Source organism: Bordetella genomosp. 10 (genome assembly GCF_002261225.1).
GTDB lineage: Bacteria > Pseudomonadota > Gammaproteobacteria > Burkholderiales > Burkholderiaceae_B > Bordetella_C.
The window spans coordinates 95,178-117,756 of record NZ_NEVM01000005.1 but is presented as its reverse complement, the minus strand read 5'-3'; the positions used below and the strand labels follow the sequence as shown (position 1 = coordinate 117,756).

At 67.9% G+C, this 22,579-nt stretch carries 18 protein-coding genes; 9 read left to right on the top strand and 9 right to left on the bottom strand.

Annotation, left to right across the window (positions count from 1 at the left end):
- Positions 1-7 precede the first annotated feature (7 nt).
- The 5 genes from CAL29_RS16810 to CAL29_RS16790 all read left to right on the top strand — a co-directional run bounded on the left by CAL29_RS16810 (position 8) and on the right by CAL29_RS16790 (position 9,828).
- Positions 8-442: a nuclear transport factor 2 family protein gene (locus CAL29_RS16810; protein WP_094854240.1), complete on the top strand. Its 435-nt coding sequence runs from the start codon at positions 8-10 to the stop codon at positions 440-442.
- A complete protein-coding gene (locus CAL29_RS16805) occupies positions 439-1,440 on the top strand; it encodes a polysaccharide deacetylase family protein (protein ID WP_179284081.1) in 1,002 nt (333 codons plus the stop codon). Before CAL29_RS16810 ends, CAL29_RS16805 begins: the two co-directional genes overlap by 4 nt.
- A gap of 14 nt (positions 1,441-1,454) precedes the next feature.
- Positions 1,455-2,660 (top strand): amidase, encoded by a 1,206-nt coding sequence (locus CAL29_RS16800; protein ID WP_256977529.1) that lies wholly within the window; start codon positions 1,455-1,457, stop codon positions 2,658-2,660.
- Positions 2,657-3,421, top strand: coding sequence for a GntR family transcriptional regulator (locus tag CAL29_RS16795; protein ID WP_094854237.1), 765 nt, complete (start codon positions 2,657-2,659; stop codon positions 3,419-3,421). The genes CAL29_RS16800 and CAL29_RS16795 overlap by 4 nt, the downstream gene beginning before the upstream one ends.
- 383 nt (positions 3,422-3,804) lie before the next feature.
- Positions 3,805-9,828, top strand: a complete 6,024-nt coding sequence (locus CAL29_RS16790) for an autotransporter-associated beta strand repeat-containing protein (RefSeq protein WP_094854236.1) — start codon at positions 3,805-3,807, stop codon at positions 9,826-9,828.
- 75 nt (positions 9,829-9,903) lie between these two features.
- Here the strand turns inward: CAL29_RS16790 and CAL29_RS16785 are convergent, their stop codons facing one another.
- Both CAL29_RS16785 and xth read right to left on the bottom strand, forming a co-directional pair.
- On the bottom strand, positions 9,904-11,409 hold the full coding sequence (locus CAL29_RS16785) for a Fic family protein (RefSeq protein ID WP_094854235.1): 1,506 nt from the start codon (positions 11,407-11,409) through the stop codon (positions 9,904-9,906).
- A 218-nt stretch (positions 11,410-11,627) separates the two neighbouring features.
- Positions 11,628-12,407 carry an exodeoxyribonuclease III gene (gene xth, locus CAL29_RS16780; RefSeq protein ID WP_094856699.1) on the bottom strand — a complete coding sequence of 260 codons (780 nt, stop codon included), beginning with the start codon at positions 12,405-12,407 and terminating at the stop codon, positions 11,628-11,630.
- Between the two features lie 55 nt (positions 12,408-12,462).
- On the opposite strand from xth, the gene CAL29_RS31620 reads away from it, so the two are divergent.
- Entirely contained in the window at positions 12,463-12,615 is a 153-nt protein-coding gene (locus CAL29_RS31620) for a hypothetical protein (RefSeq protein ID WP_179284080.1), read from the top strand.
- A 51-nt stretch (positions 12,616-12,666) separates the two neighbouring features.
- On the opposite strand, the gene CAL29_RS16775 is transcribed toward CAL29_RS31620, so the two are convergent.
- Entirely contained in the window at positions 12,667-13,479 is an 813-nt protein-coding gene (locus CAL29_RS16775) for a sulfite exporter TauE/SafE family protein (RefSeq protein WP_094854234.1), read from the bottom strand.
- 281 nt (positions 13,480-13,760) lie between these two features.
- Here CAL29_RS16775 and CAL29_RS16770 point away from each other — a divergent pair, with 281 nt between their 5' ends.
- On the top strand, positions 13,761-14,537 hold the full coding sequence (locus tag CAL29_RS16770) for an AraC family transcriptional regulator (protein ID WP_094854233.1): 777 nt from the start codon (positions 13,761-13,763) through the stop codon (positions 14,535-14,537).
- A gap of 170 nt (positions 14,538-14,707) precedes the next feature.
- Positions 14,708-15,136 (top strand): TOBE domain-containing protein, encoded by a 429-nt coding sequence (locus CAL29_RS16765; RefSeq protein WP_094854232.1) that lies wholly within the window; start codon positions 14,708-14,710, stop codon positions 15,134-15,136.
- 143 nt (positions 15,137-15,279) lie between these two features.
- Here the strand turns inward: CAL29_RS16765 and CAL29_RS16760 are convergent, their stop codons facing one another.
- From CAL29_RS16760 to CAL29_RS16745, 4 genes are all read right to left on the bottom strand, one after another.
- Positions 15,280-16,260, bottom strand: a complete 981-nt coding sequence (locus tag CAL29_RS16760) for a tripartite tricarboxylate transporter substrate-binding protein (RefSeq protein ID WP_094854231.1) — start codon at positions 16,258-16,260, stop codon at positions 15,280-15,282.
- A 39-nt stretch (positions 16,261-16,299) separates the two neighbouring features.
- A complete protein-coding gene (locus tag CAL29_RS16755; RefSeq protein ID WP_179284079.1) occupies positions 16,300-17,682 on the bottom strand; it encodes an MmgE/PrpD family protein in 1,383 nt (460 codons plus the stop codon).
- Positions 17,679-18,380, bottom strand: coding sequence for an RraA family protein (locus CAL29_RS16750; RefSeq protein WP_094854229.1), 702 nt, complete (start codon positions 18,378-18,380; stop codon positions 17,679-17,681). The genes CAL29_RS16755 and CAL29_RS16750 overlap by 4 nt, the downstream gene beginning before the upstream one ends.
- A 93-nt stretch (positions 18,381-18,473) precedes the next feature.
- Complete coding sequence (locus tag CAL29_RS16745; RefSeq protein WP_094854228.1) at positions 18,474-19,367, bottom strand: LysR family transcriptional regulator; 894 nt, start codon at positions 19,365-19,367, stop codon at positions 18,474-18,476.
- Positions 19,368-19,626: 259 nt separating this feature from the next.
- Between CAL29_RS16745 and CAL29_RS16740 the strand changes: the two genes are divergently transcribed.
- Positions 19,627-20,394 (top strand): SDR family NAD(P)-dependent oxidoreductase, encoded by a 768-nt coding sequence (locus CAL29_RS16740; RefSeq protein WP_094854227.1) that lies wholly within the window; start codon positions 19,627-19,629, stop codon positions 20,392-20,394.
- A gap of 80 nt (positions 20,395-20,474) precedes the next feature.
- On the opposite strand, the gene CAL29_RS16735 is transcribed toward CAL29_RS16740, so the two are convergent.
- Entirely contained in the window at positions 20,475-21,662 is a 1,188-nt protein-coding gene (locus CAL29_RS16735; protein ID WP_094854226.1) for a CaiB/BaiF CoA transferase family protein, read from the bottom strand.
- A 2-nt stretch (positions 21,663-21,664) separates the two neighbouring features.
- Entirely contained in the window at positions 21,665-22,447 is a 783-nt protein-coding gene (locus CAL29_RS16730) for an enoyl-CoA hydratase/isomerase family protein (RefSeq protein WP_094854225.1), read from the bottom strand.
- Between the last annotated feature and the right edge of the window lie 132 nt (positions 22,448-22,579).

Sequence of the window (22,579 nt, the reverse complement as noted above, 5' to 3'; positions counted from 1 at the left end):
GATAACGATGCACGAAGCACCAAGACAGGACGCTGGCGCCGGGACCGGCGATCCGGGCGCCATCGTCGAGGCCTACCTGACCATCCTCATGAAACCCGACCCCGAGGGCGCGCGGCGCTACGTCTCGCCCGATCTGCGGATCCGCTTCACCGGCGGCCGCGCCATGCGCGAGCCGGCCGAATGCGCGGCCTTCAATGCGTCGCGCTATGCCTGGGTGAAAAAGCGCTTCGAGGCCACCGAGGTGGTGGCGGGCGCCACGCCGGCATACGCGGTGGTCTACAACCGCGGCACCTTGCATGGCGAGTGGCTGGACGGCACGCCGTTCGAGGGCAATCGCTACGTCGACCGCTACGTGCTGCGCGACGGGCTCATCACGGAAATGGATGTCTGGAACGACAGCGCCGAATGGCTGCTGGCGAAGGCGGGGTTGGCGACGTTATGAGTCGTATCGACGTTACGGGCATGGCGGACCTGCCGGATTTCCGCCCGCTGGCCACGCACGGCCGCTTCGCGTATTCGCCCATCCATCGGCGGCCCGACTATGCCTGGCCCAACGGCGCGCGGCTGGCGGTGTACCTGGGCTTCAACATCGAGCACTTCGCTTTCGGCGAGGGCCTGGGCGCGCGGCTGGGGCCGCACCTGGGCGGACCCGACGTGCTGAATTACGCGTGGCGCGAGTACGGCAACCGGGTCGGCGCCTGGCGCTGCCTGGACCTGTTCGACGCCTTGCGCCTGCCCGCCGGCGCCATCGTGAACACGGCCTTGCTGGACCATTGCCCCGAACTGGTCGAGGCCTGCGTGGCGCGCGGCGACGAGCTGATCGCGCACGGCCACACCAACGCCTTGCACCAGGGCGATTACAACGAGGCCGCCGAACGCGCCTTGCTCGTGCACTGCGCGCAGGCGCTGGAGCGCGTCGGCGGCAAGCGGCCGGCGGGCTGGCTTTCTCCCTGGATCGCCGAGTCGCCGCTCACGCCCGACCTGCTGGCCGAGACGGGCTACGGCTATACGCTGAACTGGTCGCATGACGACCAGCCCGTGCCGATGCGCACGCGCGGCGGCGCGCCGCTGTGGGCCGTGCCGTATCCGCAGGAGGTCAACGATATTCCCATGATCGTGGCGCGGCAGATGGACGGCAAGGATTTCGCCCAGCTCATCATCGACCACTTCGACGAGATGCTGGAGCAGTCGCGGCGTCAGCCGCTGGTCATGGGCATCGCCCTGCATCCTTATCTGGTGGGGCAGCCCTACCGGCTGCGCCACCTGCGCCGCGCCCTGGCGCATATCGCCGCGCGGCGCGACAGCGGCGAGATATGGTTCACGACGCCGGGCGCGATCTTCGAACACGCGGCGGCGCAACGCCCGGCCGCGCGGGACGTGGCGGCGCCGCGCGCGATGGCGCGCGAGGCGGCGTCCAACAATGGAAACACGACGCTATGACAATGCCGGACGCTATGACACTGCCTTTCGACGACACCGTGGGCGCCTGGGTCCCGCATGGACGTTTCAGCCTGGCCCCCACGGGCAGCGGCCCGCTCGACGGGCTGGGCTTCGCCGCCAAGGATCTGTATGACGTGGCGGGCCATCGCACGGGGGCGGGCAACCCGGCATGGCTGCGCAGCCATGAACCCGCCGCCCATACCAGTCCCGTGGTGGCGCGCCTGATGGATGCCGGCGCCCGGCTGCACGGCAAGGTGATCACCGACGAACTGGCCTACAGCATCCAGGGCGACAACATGCACTACGGCACGCCGCGCAATCCGCGCGCGCCCGATCGCGTGCCCGGCGGATCGTCCAGCGGCTCGGCGGCCGCGGTGGCCGCTGGGCTGGTCGACTTCGCGCTGGGCACGGACACGGGCGGTTCCACGCGGGTGCCGGCCAGCTATTGCGGCTTGTGGGGCCTGCGCACCACGCATGGCTTGTTGAGCGCCCGGCACATGGTGCCCTTGTCGCCCCTGTTCGACACCGTGACCTGGCTGGCCGCGCGGGACGAGGTGTTCGAACGCGTGGGCCGGGTATTGCTCGACGATGCGCGCGAGGTCGCGTGGCGCGAGGCCGTCGTGCTGACCGATGCCTGCGCGCAGGCCGACGCCGCCTTCGGGCCGCTGGTCGAGTCCGTGGCCGGCGCCTTGCAGGCCGCCGGCCTGCCGCTGGCGCGCGGGCCGGTGTCCGCCACCGACCTGGAAACGTGGCGCCGCGCCTACATCACCGTGTCGGCCCATGACGCCTGGCGCGCGCATGGCGACTGGATCACGCGCGAGCAGCCGGTGTTCGCGCCTGCCATCGCCGCGCGCTGGCAGGCAGCGGCGGGGACCGGCGCCGAGGCGGCGGCCGAGGCGCGGGCGGTGCAGGACCGGCTGCGCGCCGAGGTGCGCGGCCTGCTCGGCGAAGACCGCGTGGCGGTGCTGCCCTCGGCCTCCAGCGCGGCGATCGCGCGCACGGCCGACCCGGCGGCGGTGGACGCGATCCGTGCCCAGACGTTCCGCCTGACCTCGATCGCCGGCCTGGCGGGGCTGCCGCAGGTCAATATTCCCTTCATCGGCGACGATGGCCTGCCGGCTGGCGTATCCTTGCTGGGACCGGCCGGCAGCGATCTGTCGCTGATCCGGCTGGCCATCTCCATCGGCAAACGACTTTCCGCCCTGGGCGCCCACGCATGAAGCAACAAGCCGTACGCAAGACTCCCGCCAAGGCCGCGACGACACGCGGCCGTCCCAAGGTGCGCCCGAGCGCGCTGGTCGCGGCCGATACCGCCGAAGACGCCGAGACCCGCATCTACCGATCGGTGCTGGGCGGCGTCATGGGACAGCGGCTGCTGCCGGGCACCAAGCTGCCCGAGGCCGCCCTGTGCGAACTGTTCGGCGTGGGGCGCACCGTGGTGCAGAAGGCCTTGCAGCGGCTGGCGCATGACCACGTGGTGGAGCTGCGGCCCAACCGCGGCGCCATCGTCGCCATGCCGACGCGCGAGGAAGTGGACAAGCTGTTCGAGGCCCGTCGCATACTGGAGACGTCCATCCTGCCGCTCGTGGCGAAGTCGGCCACCAAGGCCGATTTCGCCATGCTGCGCCGGCAACTGCGCGAGGAGCACCACGCCATGCACAGCGCGCCGCAGACCGAATGGGCGCGCCTGGCCAGCACGTTCCACCTGAAGCTGGGCGAAATGTCGGGCAACCCGCTGCTGGCGCGCTATCTGATGGAAATCATCTCGCGCTGCGCGCTGGTCGTCGCCATCTTCCAGCCCCCCGGCAACGCCACTTGCGAACACGACGAACACGCGCGGGTGGTCGATTACCTGGAGCGGGGCAAGGTCAAGGAAGCCATCGCCGAGATGGACGCCCACCTGCGCGATCTCGAATCGCATATCCAACTGGTCGAGGAACGGACGGAGCGCAGCCTGGCAGACATGCTGGGGCTGGGGTAAGGGCCGGGCCTGGCGTCCTTGCGCCTCGTTGCGGGGGCCGCGGCCGCCATGTGCCGCTGTCGCGGGCGCCGGTGCGGTGGATTTTCCGTCCAGGGGCGATGCGCCAGTGCGCGGAGGGCGGTCGGCAACGTGATGATTCAGAATTATTTCAAAAAAGTAACATCGTCGCCACATATTTTTGAATAATCCCCCGCGATTAAATAATTAATTACCTTTATTTGCGACTTTTAATTTATATTCTCGTCAATTGTTACTTTTATGAGTAACGTGCCGGGCAGCGTTCGCAAGAGGGGCAGGCAATTTCACGGTGGGCGACGCCTCGCCGTGGGCAGGCGACTCCTATCGGCTCCCCCGCCTCGCCATCCTCCTTCGAAGAGAAAAGCATGAACCACGCCTACCGGCTCGTCTTCAATTGCACCCTGGGCCTTTGGCAGGCCGTGGCGGAGACGGCCAGGGGGCGAGGCAAGGCGGGGCGGGCGGCCGGGGCGCTGACGCTTGTCCTGGCGGCCGCTTCATCTTCGCCGCAGGCGCGGGCCGACACGATCTATTACCTCAATGCCGCCGGCGCTACCGTTGCCCCCTCCGGCGGCACGTATATCGGTAGCGCGGCCTTGCCGTGGACTCCTGGCGCCTTGTACATAGGCAACGGCGCTGCCAGCGACCTCACCATCGAGAATGGCGGCGTGGTGAACGACACTGGCGCGGGCGAAACTGCCAGCGTTGTCGGCGCCTCCTCGACGGGCAGTGTCACGGTGACCGGCAGCGGCTCGGCCTGGAACGCCGTGAGCGGCATATTCGTCGGCGAATATGCCGCGGGCTCCCTGACGATCCAGAACGGCGGTATGGTCAATGCCGGCAGGCTCTTGATCGGCAACGGCAGCGGGCTCCCGGGCGCCGTCACCGTCGAGAGCGGCGGGGCCTTGACGTCGATGGGGCTGATCGTTGTCAGCCGTTTCGACAGTACCGGCACCCTCGATATCCTCAATGGCGGCACGGTCTCGGCCATCGACGTCATCGTTGCCCAGGATGCCGGCGGCACGGGCACGCTGACGCTCGACGGCAGCGTGCTGCACACCGGCAGTCTCGGCAAGGGCTTGGGCAGCGGGCAGGTCAACATCGGCAATGGCGGCACCCTGCAGGCGGGGAGCAGCAATGCCTCTTTCCTCACGGGCTTCGACGTGGGGCAGGTGACGCTGGGCACGGGTGGCGGCGTCATCGACAGCAACGGCTTCGATATCGGCGTCGATTCGGCGCTGGGCGGCGCGGGCAGCCTGACCAAGGCCGGCGCGGGCACGCTTACCCTTTCCGGGACGAACACCTACACCGGCGGCACGACCATCAATGGCGGTACGCTGGCGCTCGGTTCCGCCGGCGCGCTGGGCACGACGGGCGCGATCAGTTTCGGCGGCGGCACGCTGCAGTATTCGGCTTCCAACAATACGGACTATTCGTCCCGTTTCAGCACCGCCGCCAACCAGCAATACCGCATCGACACCAACGGCGAGAACGTCGCCTTCGCCACCGGCTTGACCAGCGCCGGAGGCAGCCTGACCAAGCTGGGTTCGGGCACGCTGCTGCTGACCGGCGTGAGCACCTACACCGGCGCCACGACCATCAGCGGAGGCACGCTGCAATTGGGCGACGGGACGAGCAATGGCAGCGTCGCGGGCGATATCGTCGACAACGCCGCCCTGGTCTTCGCCAACGGCACCTCGCAGACCTACAGCGGCGCCATCAGCGGCGCGGGCAGCCTGACCAAGGCCGGCGCGGGCACGCTTATCCTCCGCGGGACGAATACCTATAGCGGCGACACGCGCCTTGACGCCGGCACGCTGTCGCTCCAGTCTTCCCAGGCCCTGGGGCCGGGCACGATCAGTTTCGGCGGCGGCACGCTGCAGTATTCGGCTTCCAACACCACGGACTATTCGTTCCGTTTCAGCGCCGCCGCCAACCAGCAATATCGCATCGACACCAACGGCGAGAACGTCGTATTCGCCGCCGGCTTGAACAGCGGCGGGGGCAGCCTGACCAAGCTGGGCGCGGGTACGCTGACGCTGACCGGCTGGAGCAACTACAACGGCGCCACGACGATCAGCGCGGGCACGCTGCAACTGGGCGACGGGACGAGCCTTGGCAACGTCGCGGGCGATATCGTCGACAACGCCGCCCTGGTCTTCGACAACGGCACCCCGCAGCTATACAGCGGCGCCATCAGCGGCACGGGCAGCCTGACCAAAGCCGGCGCGGGCCCGCTTTTCCTCCTCGGGACGAATACTTATAGCGGCGGCACGCGCCTTGACGCCGGCACGCTGTCGCTCCTGTCTCCCCAGGCACTGGGACTGGCGGGCACGATCAGTTTCGGCGGCGGCACGCTGCAGTATTCGGCTTCCAACACCACGGACTATTCCTCCCGCTTCAGCACCGCCGCCGGTCAGCAATACCGCATCGATACCAATGTCCAGAACGTCGTCTTCGCCACCGCGCTGACGAGCCCGGGCGGCAACCTCGTCAAGCAGGGCGCAGGCAGGCTGTCGCTGACCGGCACCAATACCTATGGCGGCGGCACCGTGATCACGGCGGGCACGCTGGCCTTGTCGGATGGCGGCAGCCTGTCGCCCTCGGGCGACGTGACGCTCATCGGCGGCAGCCTCGACATCAGCGGTATCTATGCGACGTCGGCCACCATCGGTGCGCTGTCGGGCAACGCGGGCACGACGGTCCTGCTGGGCGCGAAAGACGTCATCTTGAACAATGCGACCGACACGCTCTACGCGGGCTCGATCAGCAGCACGGCCGAGTTGATCAAGGCCGGCGCGGGGACCCTCACCCTTTCCGGGACGAACGCCTACGGCGGTACGGCGATTTCCGGCGGCACCCTGCAAATCGACGCAACGGGCAGCATCACGGGCAACGTGTACACGGGGGATGCGGTCGGCCACGGGACGCTGGCTTTCGTCAATGCCGACACGGACTTCGGACGCACCTTCGGCGGCGACATCAGCGGCAGCGGCAGGCTCGCGGTGACCGGGTTCCTCACGCTCACCGGCGCGAGCGACCATCGCGGCGGCACCACCATCGGTACGGGCGGCGGGCTGCGCATCGGCGACGGCGGCACGGCGGGATCGATTTCCGGCGACATCGCCAACAATGGCGTGCTGGCGTTCGACCGTAGCGACGACATCCGCTATGCCGGCAGCATCAGCGGCGCCGGCGCCGTCTGGAAGCAGGGCGCGGGAACGGCGACGTTGACCGGCGCCGACAGCTTCGGCTCCATGCTCCTGTACGGCGGTACGGTGCAGGTCGGCGACGGCGGCACGGCGGGCAGCATCGACGGCGACGTGAACACGGGCGCCAGCAGCGCCAGCAAAGGCACGTTGGCCTTCAAGCGCAGCGACGCCGTGAGTTTCGGCGGCGCCATCTCCGGCTTCGGCGGCGTCGTCCAGGACGGAACCGGCACGCTGACGCTTTCGGGCGCCAACACCTATACCGGCGCGACCGTGGTCAACGCCGGCACCTTGCAGGCGGGCGCGGTCGATGTGCTGGGCGACGGCAGCGCGGTGACGGTCGCCTCGGGCGCAAGGCTGGATCTGGACAGCAAGGACCAGCGCATCGGTTCGCTGGCCGGCGCGGGCGACGTCCTGCTCGGCGCCGCCACGTTGACGGCGGGCGGCGACGGCGCGAGCACCACCTTCTCCGGCGCGCTGAGCGGCAGCGGCGGGCTGGCCAAGCAGGGCGCGGGCATGCTGACGTTGACTGGCGCGAACACGTATGCCGGCGTCACGACCATCGGCGCCGGTACGCTGCGGCTGGGCGACGGCGCGAGCAACGGCAGCGTCGCCGGCGACATCGTCGACAACGCCGTCCTGGTCTTCGATAACGGCAGCGCGCAGACCTACGGCGGCGCCATCGGCGGCACGGGCAGCCTGACCAAGCAAGGCGCGGGCACGCTGACGTTGACGGGCGCCAACAGCTACGAGGGCGGCACCCTCGTGCTCGGCGGCGAACTGGTGGCGGCGGGCGCCAGCCTGCCGGGCGACGCCGAGGTGGGCAGCGGCGCTTTCATCACCTTCCAGCAGGATGCGAGCGGCAGCTATACCGGCGTGATCTCGGGCGCGGGCGGCGTGCAGAAGCTGGGCAACGGCACCCTGGTCTTCACGGCCGTGCAGAATTACACCGGCGGCACGCATGTCGACGCCGGCGCCTTGCAGGCGACGACCGCCATGCTCCAAGGCGATATCGCCGTCGCCGCCGATGCGGCGCTGGTCTTCAACCAGGCCATCGATGGCGACTATGCGGGCCAGATCAGCGGTGGCGGCGCCTTGCTGAAAGCGGGCACGGGAACGGTGACGCTGACGGCGGCCAATCGCTACAGCGGCCCTACCGCGGTGCTGGACGGCACGTTGGTCCAGGGCGCGGACCATGCGTTCGTCTCGAACGGCGCCTACGTCGTGAACGGCGGCACGCTGGATCTGCATGGCTACGATCTCGTGGCGTCTTCGCTCACGGGCACCGGCGGCGCCGTGGCGCTGGGCGGGGCCACGCTGACGCTGGACCAGGCGGCCGCCGGGAGCTACGCCGGCGCGATCACGGGCCAGGGCAACCTCGTCAAGGACGGCGCGGGCACGCTGACGTTGGCGGGCCGTAGCGATTATTCGGGCGCGACGGCTTTGCGGGCCGGCGTGCTGAAGGCGGGCGCGGATAATGTCTTCAGCGCCAATAGCGCGGTGACGATTGCCAGCGCGGCCACGCTGGACCTGGGCAATACGAAGCAGAGCATCGGGTCGCTGGCGGGCGCTGGCAACGTCCTGGTCGGGTCCGGTACGTTGACGGCGGGCGGCGACGGCACGGATACCATTTTCTCCGGCGCGCTGAGCGGCAGCGGCGGGCTGACCAAGCAGGGCGGCGGCCTGCTGATCCTGAACGGCGACAGCGCGGCGTTCACGGGCGCCACCACCGTGGCCGGCGGCGAACTGGAAGTGGGCGACATCGATACGCCTTCGGCCGTGCTGGGCGGCAACGTGGCGGTCGAGGCTGCCGGCACCTTGCGCGGGCACGGCGCCATCCTGGGCAACGTGGAAAACGCCGGTACGGTGGCGCCGGGCGGCTCGATCGGCACCTTGACGGTGGGCGGCAACTACACGCAAGCCAGCGATGCCACGCTGCGGATCGAGGTGAGCCCGACGCAGGCGTCGCAATTGAAGGTGGGCGGCACGGCCAGCCTGGCGGGCACGCTGGCGCTGGTCTACGACCCCGGCACGTACTCGGCGCGCTCGTACACCATCGTGTCGGCGGCCGGCGGCGTGAGCGGCGCGTTCGACACGGTCAGCAGCACGGGCGCGTCGGCGCTGGGGACGCTGGCGCAGACGGTCTCGGTGGGCGGCAACACGGTGGACCTGGTTCTGGCGGAGCCGGGCGCGTCCGAGACCTCGCCGCCCGCGGCCGTGGTCGTCGCGCCGACGCAAACCAGCATCTACACGGCGCTGGGCACCACGGCGTTGCTGGGGGCGCAGTCGGCCAGCGGCGCGCTGCTGGATCGCGCGGGATCGGGCGCGGGCATGAGATCGGCGCAGGCCTTGGCGATGGAGCCGGGGTCTTCCGTGTGGGCCACGCTTACGGGCAACTACACCCGGGTGGGCGGCAACAGCGGCGCGCCCGGCTTCCAAAGCCAGCGCTACGGCTTCCTGGCCGGCCATGACCGTCCGGCCGGACCGGGCGTGCTGGGCGTGGCCTTTGGCTACGATCACGCCGACATCCAGGAACGCGGCACGGGCAGCTCGGGCAAGCTCGACACGGTGCGCCTGGGGGTATATGGCGGCCGCGCCGCCGGTCCCTTCGTGCTGGGCGCCACCGCCGGGGTGGGATTGAATTTCCTGTCGCAAAAGCGGCCCTTCGACGCCGTCGGCACGGCCGAGGGCAACCATACGGGCCAGGAAGCGACGCTGGGCTTGCAGGCCGGCCTGCCGCTGCAACTGGGCGCCCGCACCTTGCTGACGCCCAAGCTGGGCCTGCGCTATGCCTATGTGCGGGCCGACAGTTTCAACGAGAAGGGCGCGAGCGGCCAGAACCTGCACGTGGGCACGGACAACATCCACAGCCTGCAACCCTACGTCGGCCTGGCCCTCGACCAGGCATTCGGCGACGATGCGAATCCGATGAACGCGCAAGTGCGGGTGGGCTACGCGCGGGAAGTGCTCGACGCCAACCGCGCCATCGGCGTCACCTCGCAGGATGGCACGCCGTTCACCGCCACCGGCGCGAGCCTGCCGCGCGGATCCCTGACCGCCGGCGCCAGCTTCACGCTGCATCCGCGCAAGAACCTCGACGTCAGCCTGAACTACGACGCGCTCATCAACACCGGCGGCGCGTCGGGGCAACAAGGCAGCCTGAGGGTGGCGTATCGGTTCTAGCTCAGCGTTGAACAGTGTGTTGCCGCCACCCCCAGGCAACCTAAGTGGCGGCCGTTCGCCGGTAACCGCATGTCCTCAATCATTTTCATCGTCCAGAAATACTTCCCGGACTTCGGTTTCTATGGCGTCCAGAATTTCGGGTGGTACCCGATAAAGATATTGCTTACGCCGATTCTGCGAAATCGTTCCGCCGTTGCTATGCGCCATGCGAATCAGCGCATGCAGATCGCGATCCATTAGGTCGTAGCGGGCATTGATGCGGGAGCGCACGATGTCGAAGCGCTTCAGGAATTCGGTCTCCTTGATCAATGACGTATCAAGGGCGTAGTGGGTCATCCGTAGCCCGAACTCCAGGCACTTCGTCGCGTCCCAGTAGCGATAAGGGGAACCGCTGGCGGTGAGTTGCGCGTCAATGTGCCCATCATCGATCATCATCACGTTCCACAGCCCGCGAATTGGACGTGAGACGCTTTCCAAGGCTGAAAGGTATTCGCTCTCGTGATGGGACATGGCTACCGATATTGGCAGGATGAGACCTTGCTCGAGTTTGCCCGATCGGCAGAGACCATGATGCACGAGAAAACGCGAGATTCTTCCGTTGCCATCCATGAACGGATGGATAAAGACGAAGGCAAACGAGACCAGGAAGGCCTTGAGTAGCGGATTTATCGTGTCTGCGCCGTTGGCGAACGCTGTCAGGGCTTGCATCAGCGGATAGACATCATCGGGAGGGGGCGGCATGTAGGTGATGCTCGATGCGCGCAGCCGGCCTCCTTGCTGCAGCCAGTTCTGTTCATGCCGGAAGGAGAAGGCTTCCAACAGGGGGTTCGTAATGGTCGCTCGTTGCAGTTCGGTGAGATAGTCCTCCGAGAGCGGGCGTCCGTCGTGCGCGCTGTGCAGAAGTTGAACGAAGCGGCGTGCTTTGTCGTCGGAGGGCGCCTCGTGCTCGATAGCGAAAGAGCTGCGGGTTTCGTCGAGATAGGCCCAGCCGAGGGCTCGATCCAAATTCTGAGCGCCACCGATCGACTCCACAAAGGCATGGAGATCGCCGAAGATGTCGCGGGCAAGAAGCTTCTCCAGGTCTGGCGTGCGGCGAACGATCGGGCAGAGGTCCAAGTCGCCAAGCCCGTTGAAGTTCACGTTGAACTTCGCTTGCCTGCGCGCCGGACCGCAGACATAGACGTCGGGATCGAACAGGTTGACGTACCTCGCCGTAAGCGCTGGCCTCTGCAATTCCGTTCCGGTAAAGGCTTCGTACAATGCGGCGATTATCCGGGTGAATTTCCCGTTGGGCGTGTTGTTCAGGCGTGCCTGGATTTGTTCGGGAAGGAGGGCTGCGCACGCAGCCTGGATTATTTCAAGGTCGATGCCCTGGTATTTCAGGGCGAACTCGAGATGGGCTAGCGGATCCGCGCTGGCGGGAGCTACGCTGGCGGGGACGTGCAGTTCGTTGCCTTGCCGTCGAACGGCCAGTACGCGAGTATCGATCCGGGCCGGAAGCTGGCACCCGCTTACGCGCAACTTGAGCTCGTGAGCGATGTGTCCATAGCCAACTTCATTCGGTGAGATAGGCGCCGCCATGGTTTCGCTCAGAAAAAGTTCGTTGTTACAATTTTTTGTTCGGATTTGGGGTGATTCCTCAGATTTTATTCGATTTCGTATGGAGGACGGAACGCGGCGAGGCGTTGCGCGCCAATTTGGCGGCTTCAGAAGGGCCGTGTCCCGCCCCCAAAAGGTCCTTGGCTCCGGGCCTTCTCGGCCTGCATGAGGCGCTTTCCAGACTTGGTGGGTCTTAGCCCTTAGCCCTTCAGCGTCGCAATCACGGGCGCATGGTCGGAGGGTTGCGGGTTGCCGCGCGGGCCCTTGTCCACGACGCAGGCGGTGCAGTCTTGCGCCAGGACGTTGGACAGCAGGACGTGGTCGATGCGCAGGCCCGCGTTGCGGCGGAAGCCCATCATGCGGTAGTCCCACCACGAGAAGGTTTTTTCCGGTTGCTCGAACAGGCGGAACGAGTCGACCAGGCCCAGGTCGATCAGCGCGAAGAAGGCATCGCGTTCCGGTCCCGAGACCAGCACCTGGCCTTCCCATTTCGCCGGGTCGTGCACGTCGGCATCGGCCGGCGCGACGTTGTAGTCGCCCAGCACGGCCAGGCGGGGATGCAGGTCCAGTTCGCCCTTGAGCCATTCGCGCATCGCGGCGAACCAGCGCAGCTTGTATTCGTACTTTTCCGTCCCGACGGCCTGGCCGTTGGGGCAATACGCGCAGATGACGCGGATATCGCCGCCCGGCGCCGGCACCGTCAGGGCCAGCACGCGCTGCTGCGGATCCTCCAGGCCCGGGATATTGCGGACCATGCCGCTTCCCGGCTGCCGCGACAGAATCGCCACCCCGTTATAGGTTTTCTGCCCCGCCCACACGGCGTGGTAGCCCGCCTGCGTGAACGCATCCACCGGAAACTTGTCGTCGGTCAGCTTCAGTTCCTGCAGACAGAGCACGTCGACCGGATTGGCCTGCAGCCAGTCGAGAACCTGCGGGAGTCGGACGTTGAGGGAGTTGATGTTCCAGGTGGCAAGCTGCATGTATTTCTCGGGTCTGCTATCGATGCGGGTCTCCAGGCACTTGAATGGAAAAATCATGCTTGCTGCATATCCAGCTATCCATGCAATGCCCGGCCAGCCGGATTTGTTACCGGCCATCCTGCAGGATATTACCGCGTGGCTGGATCGCAGGCTGTCGCCTGGACCGCGCTTCCCTTTAGCGCACGACAATATCCCCATGAAAGCCTGAACGGGGAGGAGCGCCGGGAGCCGGCTTCTATCGGCTTTCGGATCGAAAGAATCAACGCAGGAGCATGGCGACCAGTACGAGGATCAATAGTCCTATGTAGACGCGCGCATGGATGCGGTCGGGGACTTTGCCGATGAAGGGGGTGGTGAGGCGGATGCCGAGCCAGGAGCCGGCGATCAGGATCAGCAGGGCGCGCAGGTCGACGTAGCCGATGTGCCAGGCGCCCAGGGCGGGCGCGTGCCAGGCGAGGACGACGTAGGCGGCGGCGCCGGCCAGGGCGACGGGGAGGGAAAGGGGGTTGGCCATGGCCGTGGCGCGGGTCATGTCGGCGCCGCGCCGGCGCATCAAGGGGACGGTCATGACGCTGCCGCCGACGCCTAGGAAGGCGGCGATCAGGCCGATGACCAGGCCGATGAGGGTGTTGGAGGCAGCGCCGGCGTGTCCGGCCGCGGTCGCGGGCCGGGCCAGGAAACCCGGCCGCAGGACGCAATCCAGGATCGTCAGGGCCAGGTAGGCGGCAAAGGCCCATCGCAGGCTGTCGCCGTCGACCGCCGTCGCGGCCGCCGCGCCGCACGCCGCGCCGATCGCGATGGGCGCCAGCAGCGGCCACACCCGCGTCCATTCGATGTTTCCCGCCCGCTGGTGCCGCCGCGTCGCCATGGCGGCGCCGAAGATCATGACGCAGGTGGAGGTGGCGACCGCGATCTGCATCGCCGCATCGGCCGCCGGACTGCCGGGCGGATGGGTCAGGGTCAGCAGTCTGTAGAGCAGGGGAACGACGACGAAACCGCCGCCGAAGCCGAACAGGACGGTCGTGACCCCCGCCAGGCAGCCGAACACGGCGAGAAGCAGGTAAAGCGACATGGCAGGCAAGAAAGCGTTTACGAAAGAGGCAAAGCTTATTCCCGTATCGCGTGGCTGACTTGCGAGAATCAGACGGATAGTTTCGCATTTCAGCCACCGGGGGCCACTACGGCCACCACGGCCAGCCAGGTTCCCCCAAGCGGCGGCCGGGGCCCGAACTGTGCGTGCTCGCCCACGATCACCGGCCCAGTTCCTGGCGCGGGCCGAAGCCGCCGCCCATGGGCAATGAAAACCGCATCGCCGATAATGCTGGACTTTCAGCCCGCCTTCCGAAGCTTCCGATGCGCAACGTTTCCCTGGATTCCGTCGATGCCGTCGCGCGGCCGGTCCTGGCGATCAGCACCGACTACCCGCATGGCCTGCTGCTCGACACCCACAGCCACCGGCGCGCGCAATTCCTCTATGGCGCCACCGGGTTGATGGAGGTGGGCACCGACGACGGCGCCTGGGTCGTGCCGCCGGACAGCGGGGTATGGATACCCGCCGGCAAGCCGCATCGGGTAAGAATGGTCGGGGTGAGCACGCGCAGCCTGTACATCGAACCGCGCGCGGCGCCGCGCAAGGGGGCGCAGTGCGAAGTGCTCAAGGTCTCGCCGCTGCTGCGGCAACTGCTGCTGGCCAGCAGCGACGTTCCGGCGGCCTACGATCCCAAGGGCCGTGACGGCGCCTTGATGCGGCTGGTCCTGCATGAGCTGGCCCGCGCCTCGTCCCTGCCGTTTTTCGCGCCGCTGCCCCGGCATCCCGCATTGGCCGCGCTGTGCATGGCCTTCCTGCACCGGCCTGGGATCCGCGATCTGCCCGCCGATTGGGCCCGCCGCCTGCACAAGAGCGAGCGCAGTTTCAGCCGGCTGTTTCGCCAGGAGACCGGCATGGCGTTCGCGCAATGGCGCCAGCAGGCCTGCCTGCTGGCCGCGCTGTCGCGATTGGCGGAAGGGCAGTCGGTGACGTCGGTGGCGCTGGAACTGGGCTACGACAGCCCGGCCGCGTTCTCGACCATGTTCCGCAAGCGCCTGGGCCGTCCTCCCTCGTCCTTCGGACCGGACCGCCAGCAGGCCTGAATCGGCTACGCTATGTCGTATCCGGAGATTCGCGTCCATGCGCGCGCCGGGCCGCCCCAAGCGCGAATCCTCCCTCGGGGAGGAGGTCGCGCAGCGACAGGAGGGTGGTCCAGTGAGCGCGTCTTCGCCCGCACTTGCACGATCAATCGATCCACCCATTGGAGATTCCCATGAAAACCAGCGCCCGCAACCAGTTCGCCGGAACCATCGCCAGCGTCAAGACCGGCGCGGTCAACGATGAAATCGTGCTGCGCACCCAGGAAGGGCTGGAGATCATCGCCATCATTACCCATGCCAGCACGGTCTCCCTTGGCCTGGCGCCGGGCAAGGCCGCCTATGCGCTGGTCAAGGCTTCGTCCGTCATCGTGATGATGGATGCGGACAAGGTGCTGGTGTCCGCGCGCAATTGCCTGCGCGGCAAGCTGTCGTCGGTGACCAAGGGCGCCGTCAACGCCGAGGTGTTGCTGGACACGCCCGAAGGCGCGCGCGTGGCCGCCATCGTCACCAACGAAAGCGCCGACCGCCTGGACCTGGCCACGGGCAAGGAGGCGGCGGCGATCTTCAAGGCGTCCAGCGTGCTCATCGCGGTGGACGACTAGGCGGATCGCTGTTCCGCGACGGCCACCGTGGCGGCGCCGACGGCAGCCGTCGTCGGCAAGGCGGTGCAAGGGCAACGCTACCGGCGCGCGGGCGCTCGCGCATGCCGCCCCGCTTGGCGCGATCACCGACAGCCGCGTCTGTTCTAGTCCAGCGTGATCCCAGTGGTCTTGATCACCTTGTCCCAGATGGCGATTTCGCGGCGGACGCGGTCCTGCGCGAATTCGCTGGGCTGCGTCACCACGTCCACGCCCAGGCTGGAGAAGCGGTTGTGGACCTCGGGGGCGGCCAGCACTTTGTTGATGTCCTGGTTGAGCGCGTCGACCACGGGCTGGGGCGTGCCGGCGGGCGCCGCGATGCCGAAGATCGAGACCACGTCGTTCATCATCCGCACGCCTTGGGCGCTGAAGGTCTGCACGCCGGGCAGCGCCGCGACCGTCGCGGGACCGGCGATGCCCAGCACCCGGATGCGGCCGGTCTTGAGGTTGTTGATGGCCGTGGAGGTGTTCACGAACATGGCCTGGATGAGGCCGCCGAACAGGTCCTGCACGCCCGGCGTCGAACCCTTGTAGGGCACCGCGAGCATCTCGATGCCGGCGGCGCGGCACAGCATTTCGCCCGCGATGTGTTCCAGCGAGCCGACGCCCGTCGTCGCGTAGGAAAGCTGTCCCGGCTTGGTCTTGGCGTATTGCACGAACTCCGTCAGGTTCTGCACGGGCAGGGAGGAGGGCGCGATCAGCACGTTGGGCAGGTCGCCGACGATGGCGACGTGCTTCAGGTCCTTCATCAGGTCGTAGCCCATGGTCTTGGTCATGAGGCTCGCGTTGATGGCATAGGTGGTGAGCGCCGTCATCAGCAGCATGCTGCCGTCGGCCGGCCCCTTCACGACGTATTGCGCGCCGATGTTGCCCGAGAAGCCGGGCTTGTTCTCCACCACCACGCTCTGCCCGCGGAGGTCGCCGAGGCCTTGCGCGACCACGCGCGCCATGGCGTCGAGCGAGCCTCCCGGCGGATAGGGGACGATGAGGGTGATGACCCGGCCCGCGGCGCGGCTGAAGCAGGGGTGCAGCGCCAACGGCGCGGCGGCGGCGCTGGCGAGAAATTGACGGCGGGACAGCGTGGTCATGATTCGCTTCTCAAAAAAAGGGAAAGAATGCCGGCGGATTCAGCCGGCCGGCGCCGCCGCTTGCGCGAGGGCGCGCGCGCCGGCGGACGGCAGCGCGCGGATCAGCGCCAGCAACTGGCGGGCGCGGCCGGCACCCAGCGCCGGGTCGCCCAGGGCGTGGAACTTGTCCGCGAACGCCGCTTCCGATAGCGGATGGGAGGGATGGCCGCAAGGCTTTTCCCGGCGGGCTTGGTGCACCAGCGTCTGCCCGTCGAACACGCGCAGCTCGGCGGCGTCGCCGTTGCCCGGCGTGAGATGCGCGCCGACCTGCACGCGCACCCTGTCCGCCATGGCGCGGACGGCTTCGTCGCGCACGGCCTCGTCGGTGAAATCCTCGATGCCCTGCGTGCCGCGCAGCGCGGCCACCGCGACGCCGTACTCGACGCTGAATTTCGCGCTGCCGCCGTGCGTGGGCCAGCCCTGCGTCCGCATGGCGTCCAGGCGCTGGCTGATGGAGCATTCGAGCCGCAGCCCGGGACCGTCCAGCGGCCGCTGCGCGCGGGCTTCCAGGACCAGGTCGATGAGCGCGTGTTGCAGCGAGCAGGTGGGGTATTGCTTGATGACGACGCCCGGCGCTTCCAGCTCCCAGGGGGCGCCCCAGGATGCGGCCGCCTCCGGCTTGCCGTCCTCGTCGCCGCAGAACAGGGCGACGAATCCCTCATGACCTTCCAGGGCCTGTTCGCTGGCGGTGACGCCGTCGGCGGCCAGCCTGGCGGCGAGGACGCCGTTGTGCGCCGACCAGCCCGCGTGCAGCGCCTTGGTCATGGTGCCGAAATTCACGCGCAGCCCGCCCGCCATGGAGGCGGCGATGCCCAGCGCATGGGCGGTCCGGACGTCGTCCAGCCCGAGCAGCACGGCCCCGGCCGCGGCGGCGCCGACGGGACCGAGCGTGCTGGTCGTGTGCCAGCCCAGGCGCGAGTGGCGGTCGTTGACGCAACGGCCCAGCTTGGCCGCCGTTTCCACGCCCACGCAATAGGCCAGCAGCAGCGCCTCGCCGCCGGCGTCAAGCGCCTCGCCGAGCGCGGCCACGGCGGGCCAGACGGCGACGCTGGGATGTCCGCGCATCGACTCGTTGGTGTCGTCGAGCGCGTGCACATGGGCCGCCGTGCCGTTGATGAGCGCCGCCGCGTGCGGCGCCGCGCGTTCGCCGCGGCCCCACAGGCCGCACGGTCCGGCCGCATCGGCCATCGCCGCCGCCAGCGCGCGCACGGCGGGCGTGTCGGCCCCGGCAAGGCCGCAGGCCATGCAATCGGCGATGGCGAGGCGGGCCTGCGCGAGCGTCGCGGCGTTCAGGTCCGCGTAGCGCGCGCGGGCAATGGCGCGCGCGAGAAAGCGGGTAAGGCCTGCCTCGGGCGCCTGCGAGCCGGCGGGTAGGGCGCTCATCCGGCGGACCTGTCCAGCCATTGGCGCACCAGCACGTCCATGTCGTCCATGAACGCCGCGATGCCATGGCCCGCGGCCGCTTGCGACAGGCGGTCCGCGACGCGGCGCGCGTGGGCGCGCGGCACCACCGCCACGCCTTCCAGGCTGGCGCACACGACGTCGCCCGGCTGCACGATGACGCCCGCGCAGGCCACCGGCACGTTCACTTCGGCGGGGCCCAGCTTGGGGCCGGAATAGGGCGCGACGCCCAGTCCGTACACGGGGATCTCCGCTTCCTCCAGTTCCTGCGCGTCGCGCCAGGCGCCGTGGACCACCAGCCCGGCCATGCCGTATTCGTCGCGGGCGAATTTCAGCAGTTCGGCCCCGCCCAGGCACCAGCTCGTGAAGCCTTGTCCGTCGACCACCAGCACGTCGCCGGGCTGCAACTGGCGGATGCCGGCCATCAGGCCCAGGTTGTCGCCCGGCGGGCATTTCACCGTGAGGGCGGTGCCGCAAAGCGGCCGGGCGGTGGGCGTGAGCGAGCGCAACTGGGACTGGCAGGTGTACATGCGGCCGACGGCGTCGGCGATGCGAGTGACGTCCATGCCGCCCAGCGCCGCCACGAGATCGGCCGGCAGGCGTTCGGGCGCGGGGTTGGAAACGAAGGGAAGGACGGGATCTTTCCAGCGCCGGTCCGTCTGCTTGGGAGCGAGTGACATGGTTCGATGATGAGCGGTTCTGTCGATGATCGGATTTTGCGGCCGGCCGTGGCAGGCATAAAACGATAAATTCTGAGTTGTTGAACAGAAAAACTAATCAAGTCCCGATGCGCTGGCCTGGGCGGACAGCCACGCCTGGAATTTGCGCACGCTCCCCAGCTCGCTTTTCGCGGTGGGCCAGGCGAGGTGATAGCCGCGCCGGGAGGGCAGGCAGACGTCGCTGATGCGCACCAACTGGTCGGCGGCCTCGTCGATCATGAAACGCGGCAGCAGCGCCGCGCCCATGCCGGCCCGGACCGCCTCCAGGATCATGTTGAAACTGTCGAAGCGAGGGCCTTCGAAGGCGTTGGCGGGGACGATGGCCAGGTGCTCGAACCAGTCGTTCCACGAGGAGGGGCGGGTGAACTGCTGCAGCAGCGGCACCCGCAGCAGGTCGGCGGGCGCGTAGATGCCCAGCCGTTCCTGCAACGCGCGACTGCACACCGGCGTCATCTGTTCGTCCATCAGGTGCGCGAGCTGGGCGCCGGGCCAGACCGCCTCGCCATAGTGGATGGCGGCGTCGAAGGCTTCGTGCGCGAAGTCGAACGGGGCGCTGCGCGAAACGATATTCAGATGGACCTCGGGATGCCGGGCCACGAAGTCCGGCAGGCGCGGGATCAGCCACTTGACGGCGAAGGTCGGGACCACCGCGAGGTTGAGCCATTCCTTGTCGCCGCTGGCGAGCGCCTGGTAGGTGACCTCGCGCAGATCGCGCAATATCCGGCGCACTTCGTGGAGATAGCGTTCCCCCGCGCTGGTGAGCAGCACGCGCTGGCGCACGCGCGCGAACAGCGCCACGCCGATCTGCTGTTCCAGCACGCGTATCTGCTGGCTGATGGCGCTGGGCGTCAGATGCAGTTCGCCCGCGGCGAGGCGGAAGTTCAGGTGCCGCGCGGCGGCTTCGAACGCAATCAGGGAGCCCGTCGCGGGAAGGCGGATATGTGACATGGGAAAGGGCCGGGATAGCTGTCGTCAGGCGCCAAAAGTCCGCCGAGACCGGATCGAAAGGGAAAGCGCGCCAAGGAGAATGCGCTAAATATCAGTTGGAGCTAATTCTTGATATTAGCCATAATGATGTGGGCGGATTTTCGGCCTAGAGGCGGGACGCATCCGGCCCGGGGCGCGGCTTATCGGAAGGCCCGCAGCGAGCCAGGCCCGATGGCGTGCGCGCCGGCCACTACATATCACCATTACTGGAGCAAGGACCATGACTATAGCTGATGCTTCCTTGAGAGGGCGGACGGTCCTCGTAACGGGATCCGGCAGAAACCTGGGGCGGGGCATTGCCTTGGGATTCGCGCGCCAGGGCGCCAATATCGTGCTCAACGGCCACCGCGATATGGAGGCGCTGCGGGCCGTCGGCGCGGAAGTCGAGGCGCTGGGCGGGAAGGCCCTGTGCGTGCAGGCGGACGTGACGCAGCCGGAGCAGGTGCAGGACATGGTCGGGCAGGCGCTGCGGCGCTTCGGCGCGGTGGACATCGCCGTCTCCAACGTCGGCTTGCGGCCGCGCCAGGCCTTCCTCGATATCTCGGTGGACGACTGGCGGCGCGTCATCGAGACCAGCCTGAGTTCCGCCTTCTACCTGGCGCGCGCGGTGTTGCCCGCCATGCGCGACAACAAGTGGGGCAGGGTGATCCATATCTCCGGCCGGGACGGCTTCTTCACGTATGCCAACCGCGCCCACAACGTCACGGCCAAGGCGGGCCTGCATGCGCTGGCCAAGGCCATCGCCGTGGAATTCGGCGAGTTCAACATCACGGCCAACACCATCGCGCCCGGCAAGATGAACACGGTCCGCGACGAGGCGAATTACCCGAACTATCGGGCCCTATGGGCCGAGGCGGTCAAGAGCATGCCGCTGCGGCGGCTGGGCACGGCGGAAGACGTGGCGGAGTGCTGCCTGTACCTGTCTGGACAGCACAGCTACGTGACGGGGCAGCTCATTCATTTGAACGGCGGGGAATCGATGTATTGAGCGGCCTGGGCCCAGCTTGCCTGGGCACGGCCGCCCGGCGATAAAAAAGCCCCCCGCGCCGCGCGGGGGGCTTTCCTGTTTCAATCCTCCCGCTTCGCCGTCAGCGCCGCGATGCGCGCGTCGTCGTAGCCCAGCAGGCCGCGCAGGATGTCGGCGGTATGCTGGCCCAGCTCCGGCGGCGGTTCGACGGGATGGCGGTCTTCGCCGTCGAACCACACCGGCGTCGCCAATACCCGCACGTCCTCGCCGCGATAGCGGATATCGCGCAGCGAGTGATACGCCACGCTCTGGGGTGATTCCAATGCCTCCTTGACGTTGTTCACCTTGCCGCAGGGGATGCCCGCCTCGTCGAGGATGCGCTCCCATTCGGCCGTGGTGTGCTTTTCGATTTCGGCAATGAGGATGGGCAGCAGTTCCCCGCGGTGGCGCGCGCGCACCTGGCGCGACACGAAGCGCGGATCGCGCGACAGGCTCTCCTTGCCGAGTATCCGGCACAGCGTCTGGAAATGCCGGTCGAAGCCGGCATCGATGGTGATCCAGCCGTCGGCCGTCTTGAAGACCTGGGAGGGCACCGTGCCCGGATGGCCCGACCCCACCGGCTGCGGGATCTCGCCGGAATACGCGCAGTAGGTCGCCATGTAGTTGAGGAGGCTGAGCTGCGAATGGAACAGGCTGGCCTCCACGCTGCTGCCGACGCCGGTCCGGTCGCGGCCGTGCAGCGCCGCGAGCACGCCGATCGCCGCGTACAGGCCGGTGGACAGGTCGGCGGACGGCACGCCCGCGCGCACCGGCTCGCCGCCGGGCACGCCCGTGATGCTGACCGCGCCAGCCAGCGACTGGACGATGGGATCGACCGCGCGGCGGCGCGCATCGGGCCCCTTGCGGCCATAGCCCGTCATGTTGCAGACGATCAGCTTCTCATTGATTTTCCGCAGCGTGTCGGCGTCTATCTTCAGGCGGTCGGCCACGCCTTCGCTGAAGTTGTAGATCACCACGTCGGCCACCTTGCACAGGTCGTAGAACGCGGCCAGCGCGTCGGGGGCCTTGAGGTCCAGCACCATGCCGCGCTTGTTGCGGTTGTTGGTGAGGAAATAGAGCGAGGTGCCCTGGACGATGTGAGGCGGGGTGGTGCGGGTCAGGTCGCCCGCCGGCGACTCTATCTTGATGACTTCGGCTCCCATGTCCGCGAGGATCATGGTGGCGAAGGGGCCGGCCAATGCCTGCGTCAGGTCGAGCACGCGCACGCCGGCCAAGGGAAGCTGCGCCATGTTCAACCCCGCTCCCGTTCGAGGAATTTGCGGGCGCCGTGGGACAGGCCGCCGGCGGCGAAGTTCTTCGCATGCGATTCGCGGGCCTGGTCCATGGCCGCGAAGAACAGTTCGTCCCCCATCTTGCGCCACCATTCCTTGGTTAGGGCGATGCCCAGTGGCGGCCAGCCGGCCATCCGCGTGGCGATCTCCGCCACGCGCGCGTCCAGCGCCTCGGGCGGCAGGACTTCATGCACCAGCTTCATGGACAGCGCTTTCTCCGCGTCCACGAATTCCGAAAGCATCACCAGGCGCCGCATTTCGGCTTCGCCGATCAAGGGCAGCAGGAAGGCGCTGCCCATGATGGCGGCCGATCCCACGTTCAGCTCGGTCATGCCCAGCTTGGATTCGGCCGACGCGATGCGCAGGTCGGACAGCAGCGCGAGCTGCAGTCCCGCGCCCGTGGCGTAGCCATGGATACGCGCGATGATGGGTTTGCTCAGGCTGCGCATCAGGGTATAGAGCGAGGCATAGCCTTCGATGCGGCGATGCGCGCCCGCCGCGTCCATGGTGGCGCTTTCCTTCTGGTCCTGGCCGGCGCAGAAGGCCCGGCCGTCGCCCCGCAGGACGATGACCCGCACCGCTTCGTCCGCGTCCAGCGCCTTGAAGGCGGTTTCCAGGTTGCCGCGCTGTTCGTGGTTGAGCGCGTTCAGCACCTGCGGACGGTTCAGGGTGACGGTTGCGATCTTGTCCCGCACGTCGACGTGCAGGATGTCGGTGACGCCCTCGATGGGATGGGCTTGCATAGGAGGTGTTCCTTCGTTGATGGAGTTCAAGGCGTGAAGTTCAAAGGGCCGGGTTGCATGGCGCGGCGCGCGATGGCCCGCAACCCGGCGGCGCGCCGCCACGTGCCGGATGACGCGCGATAACCCGCGATG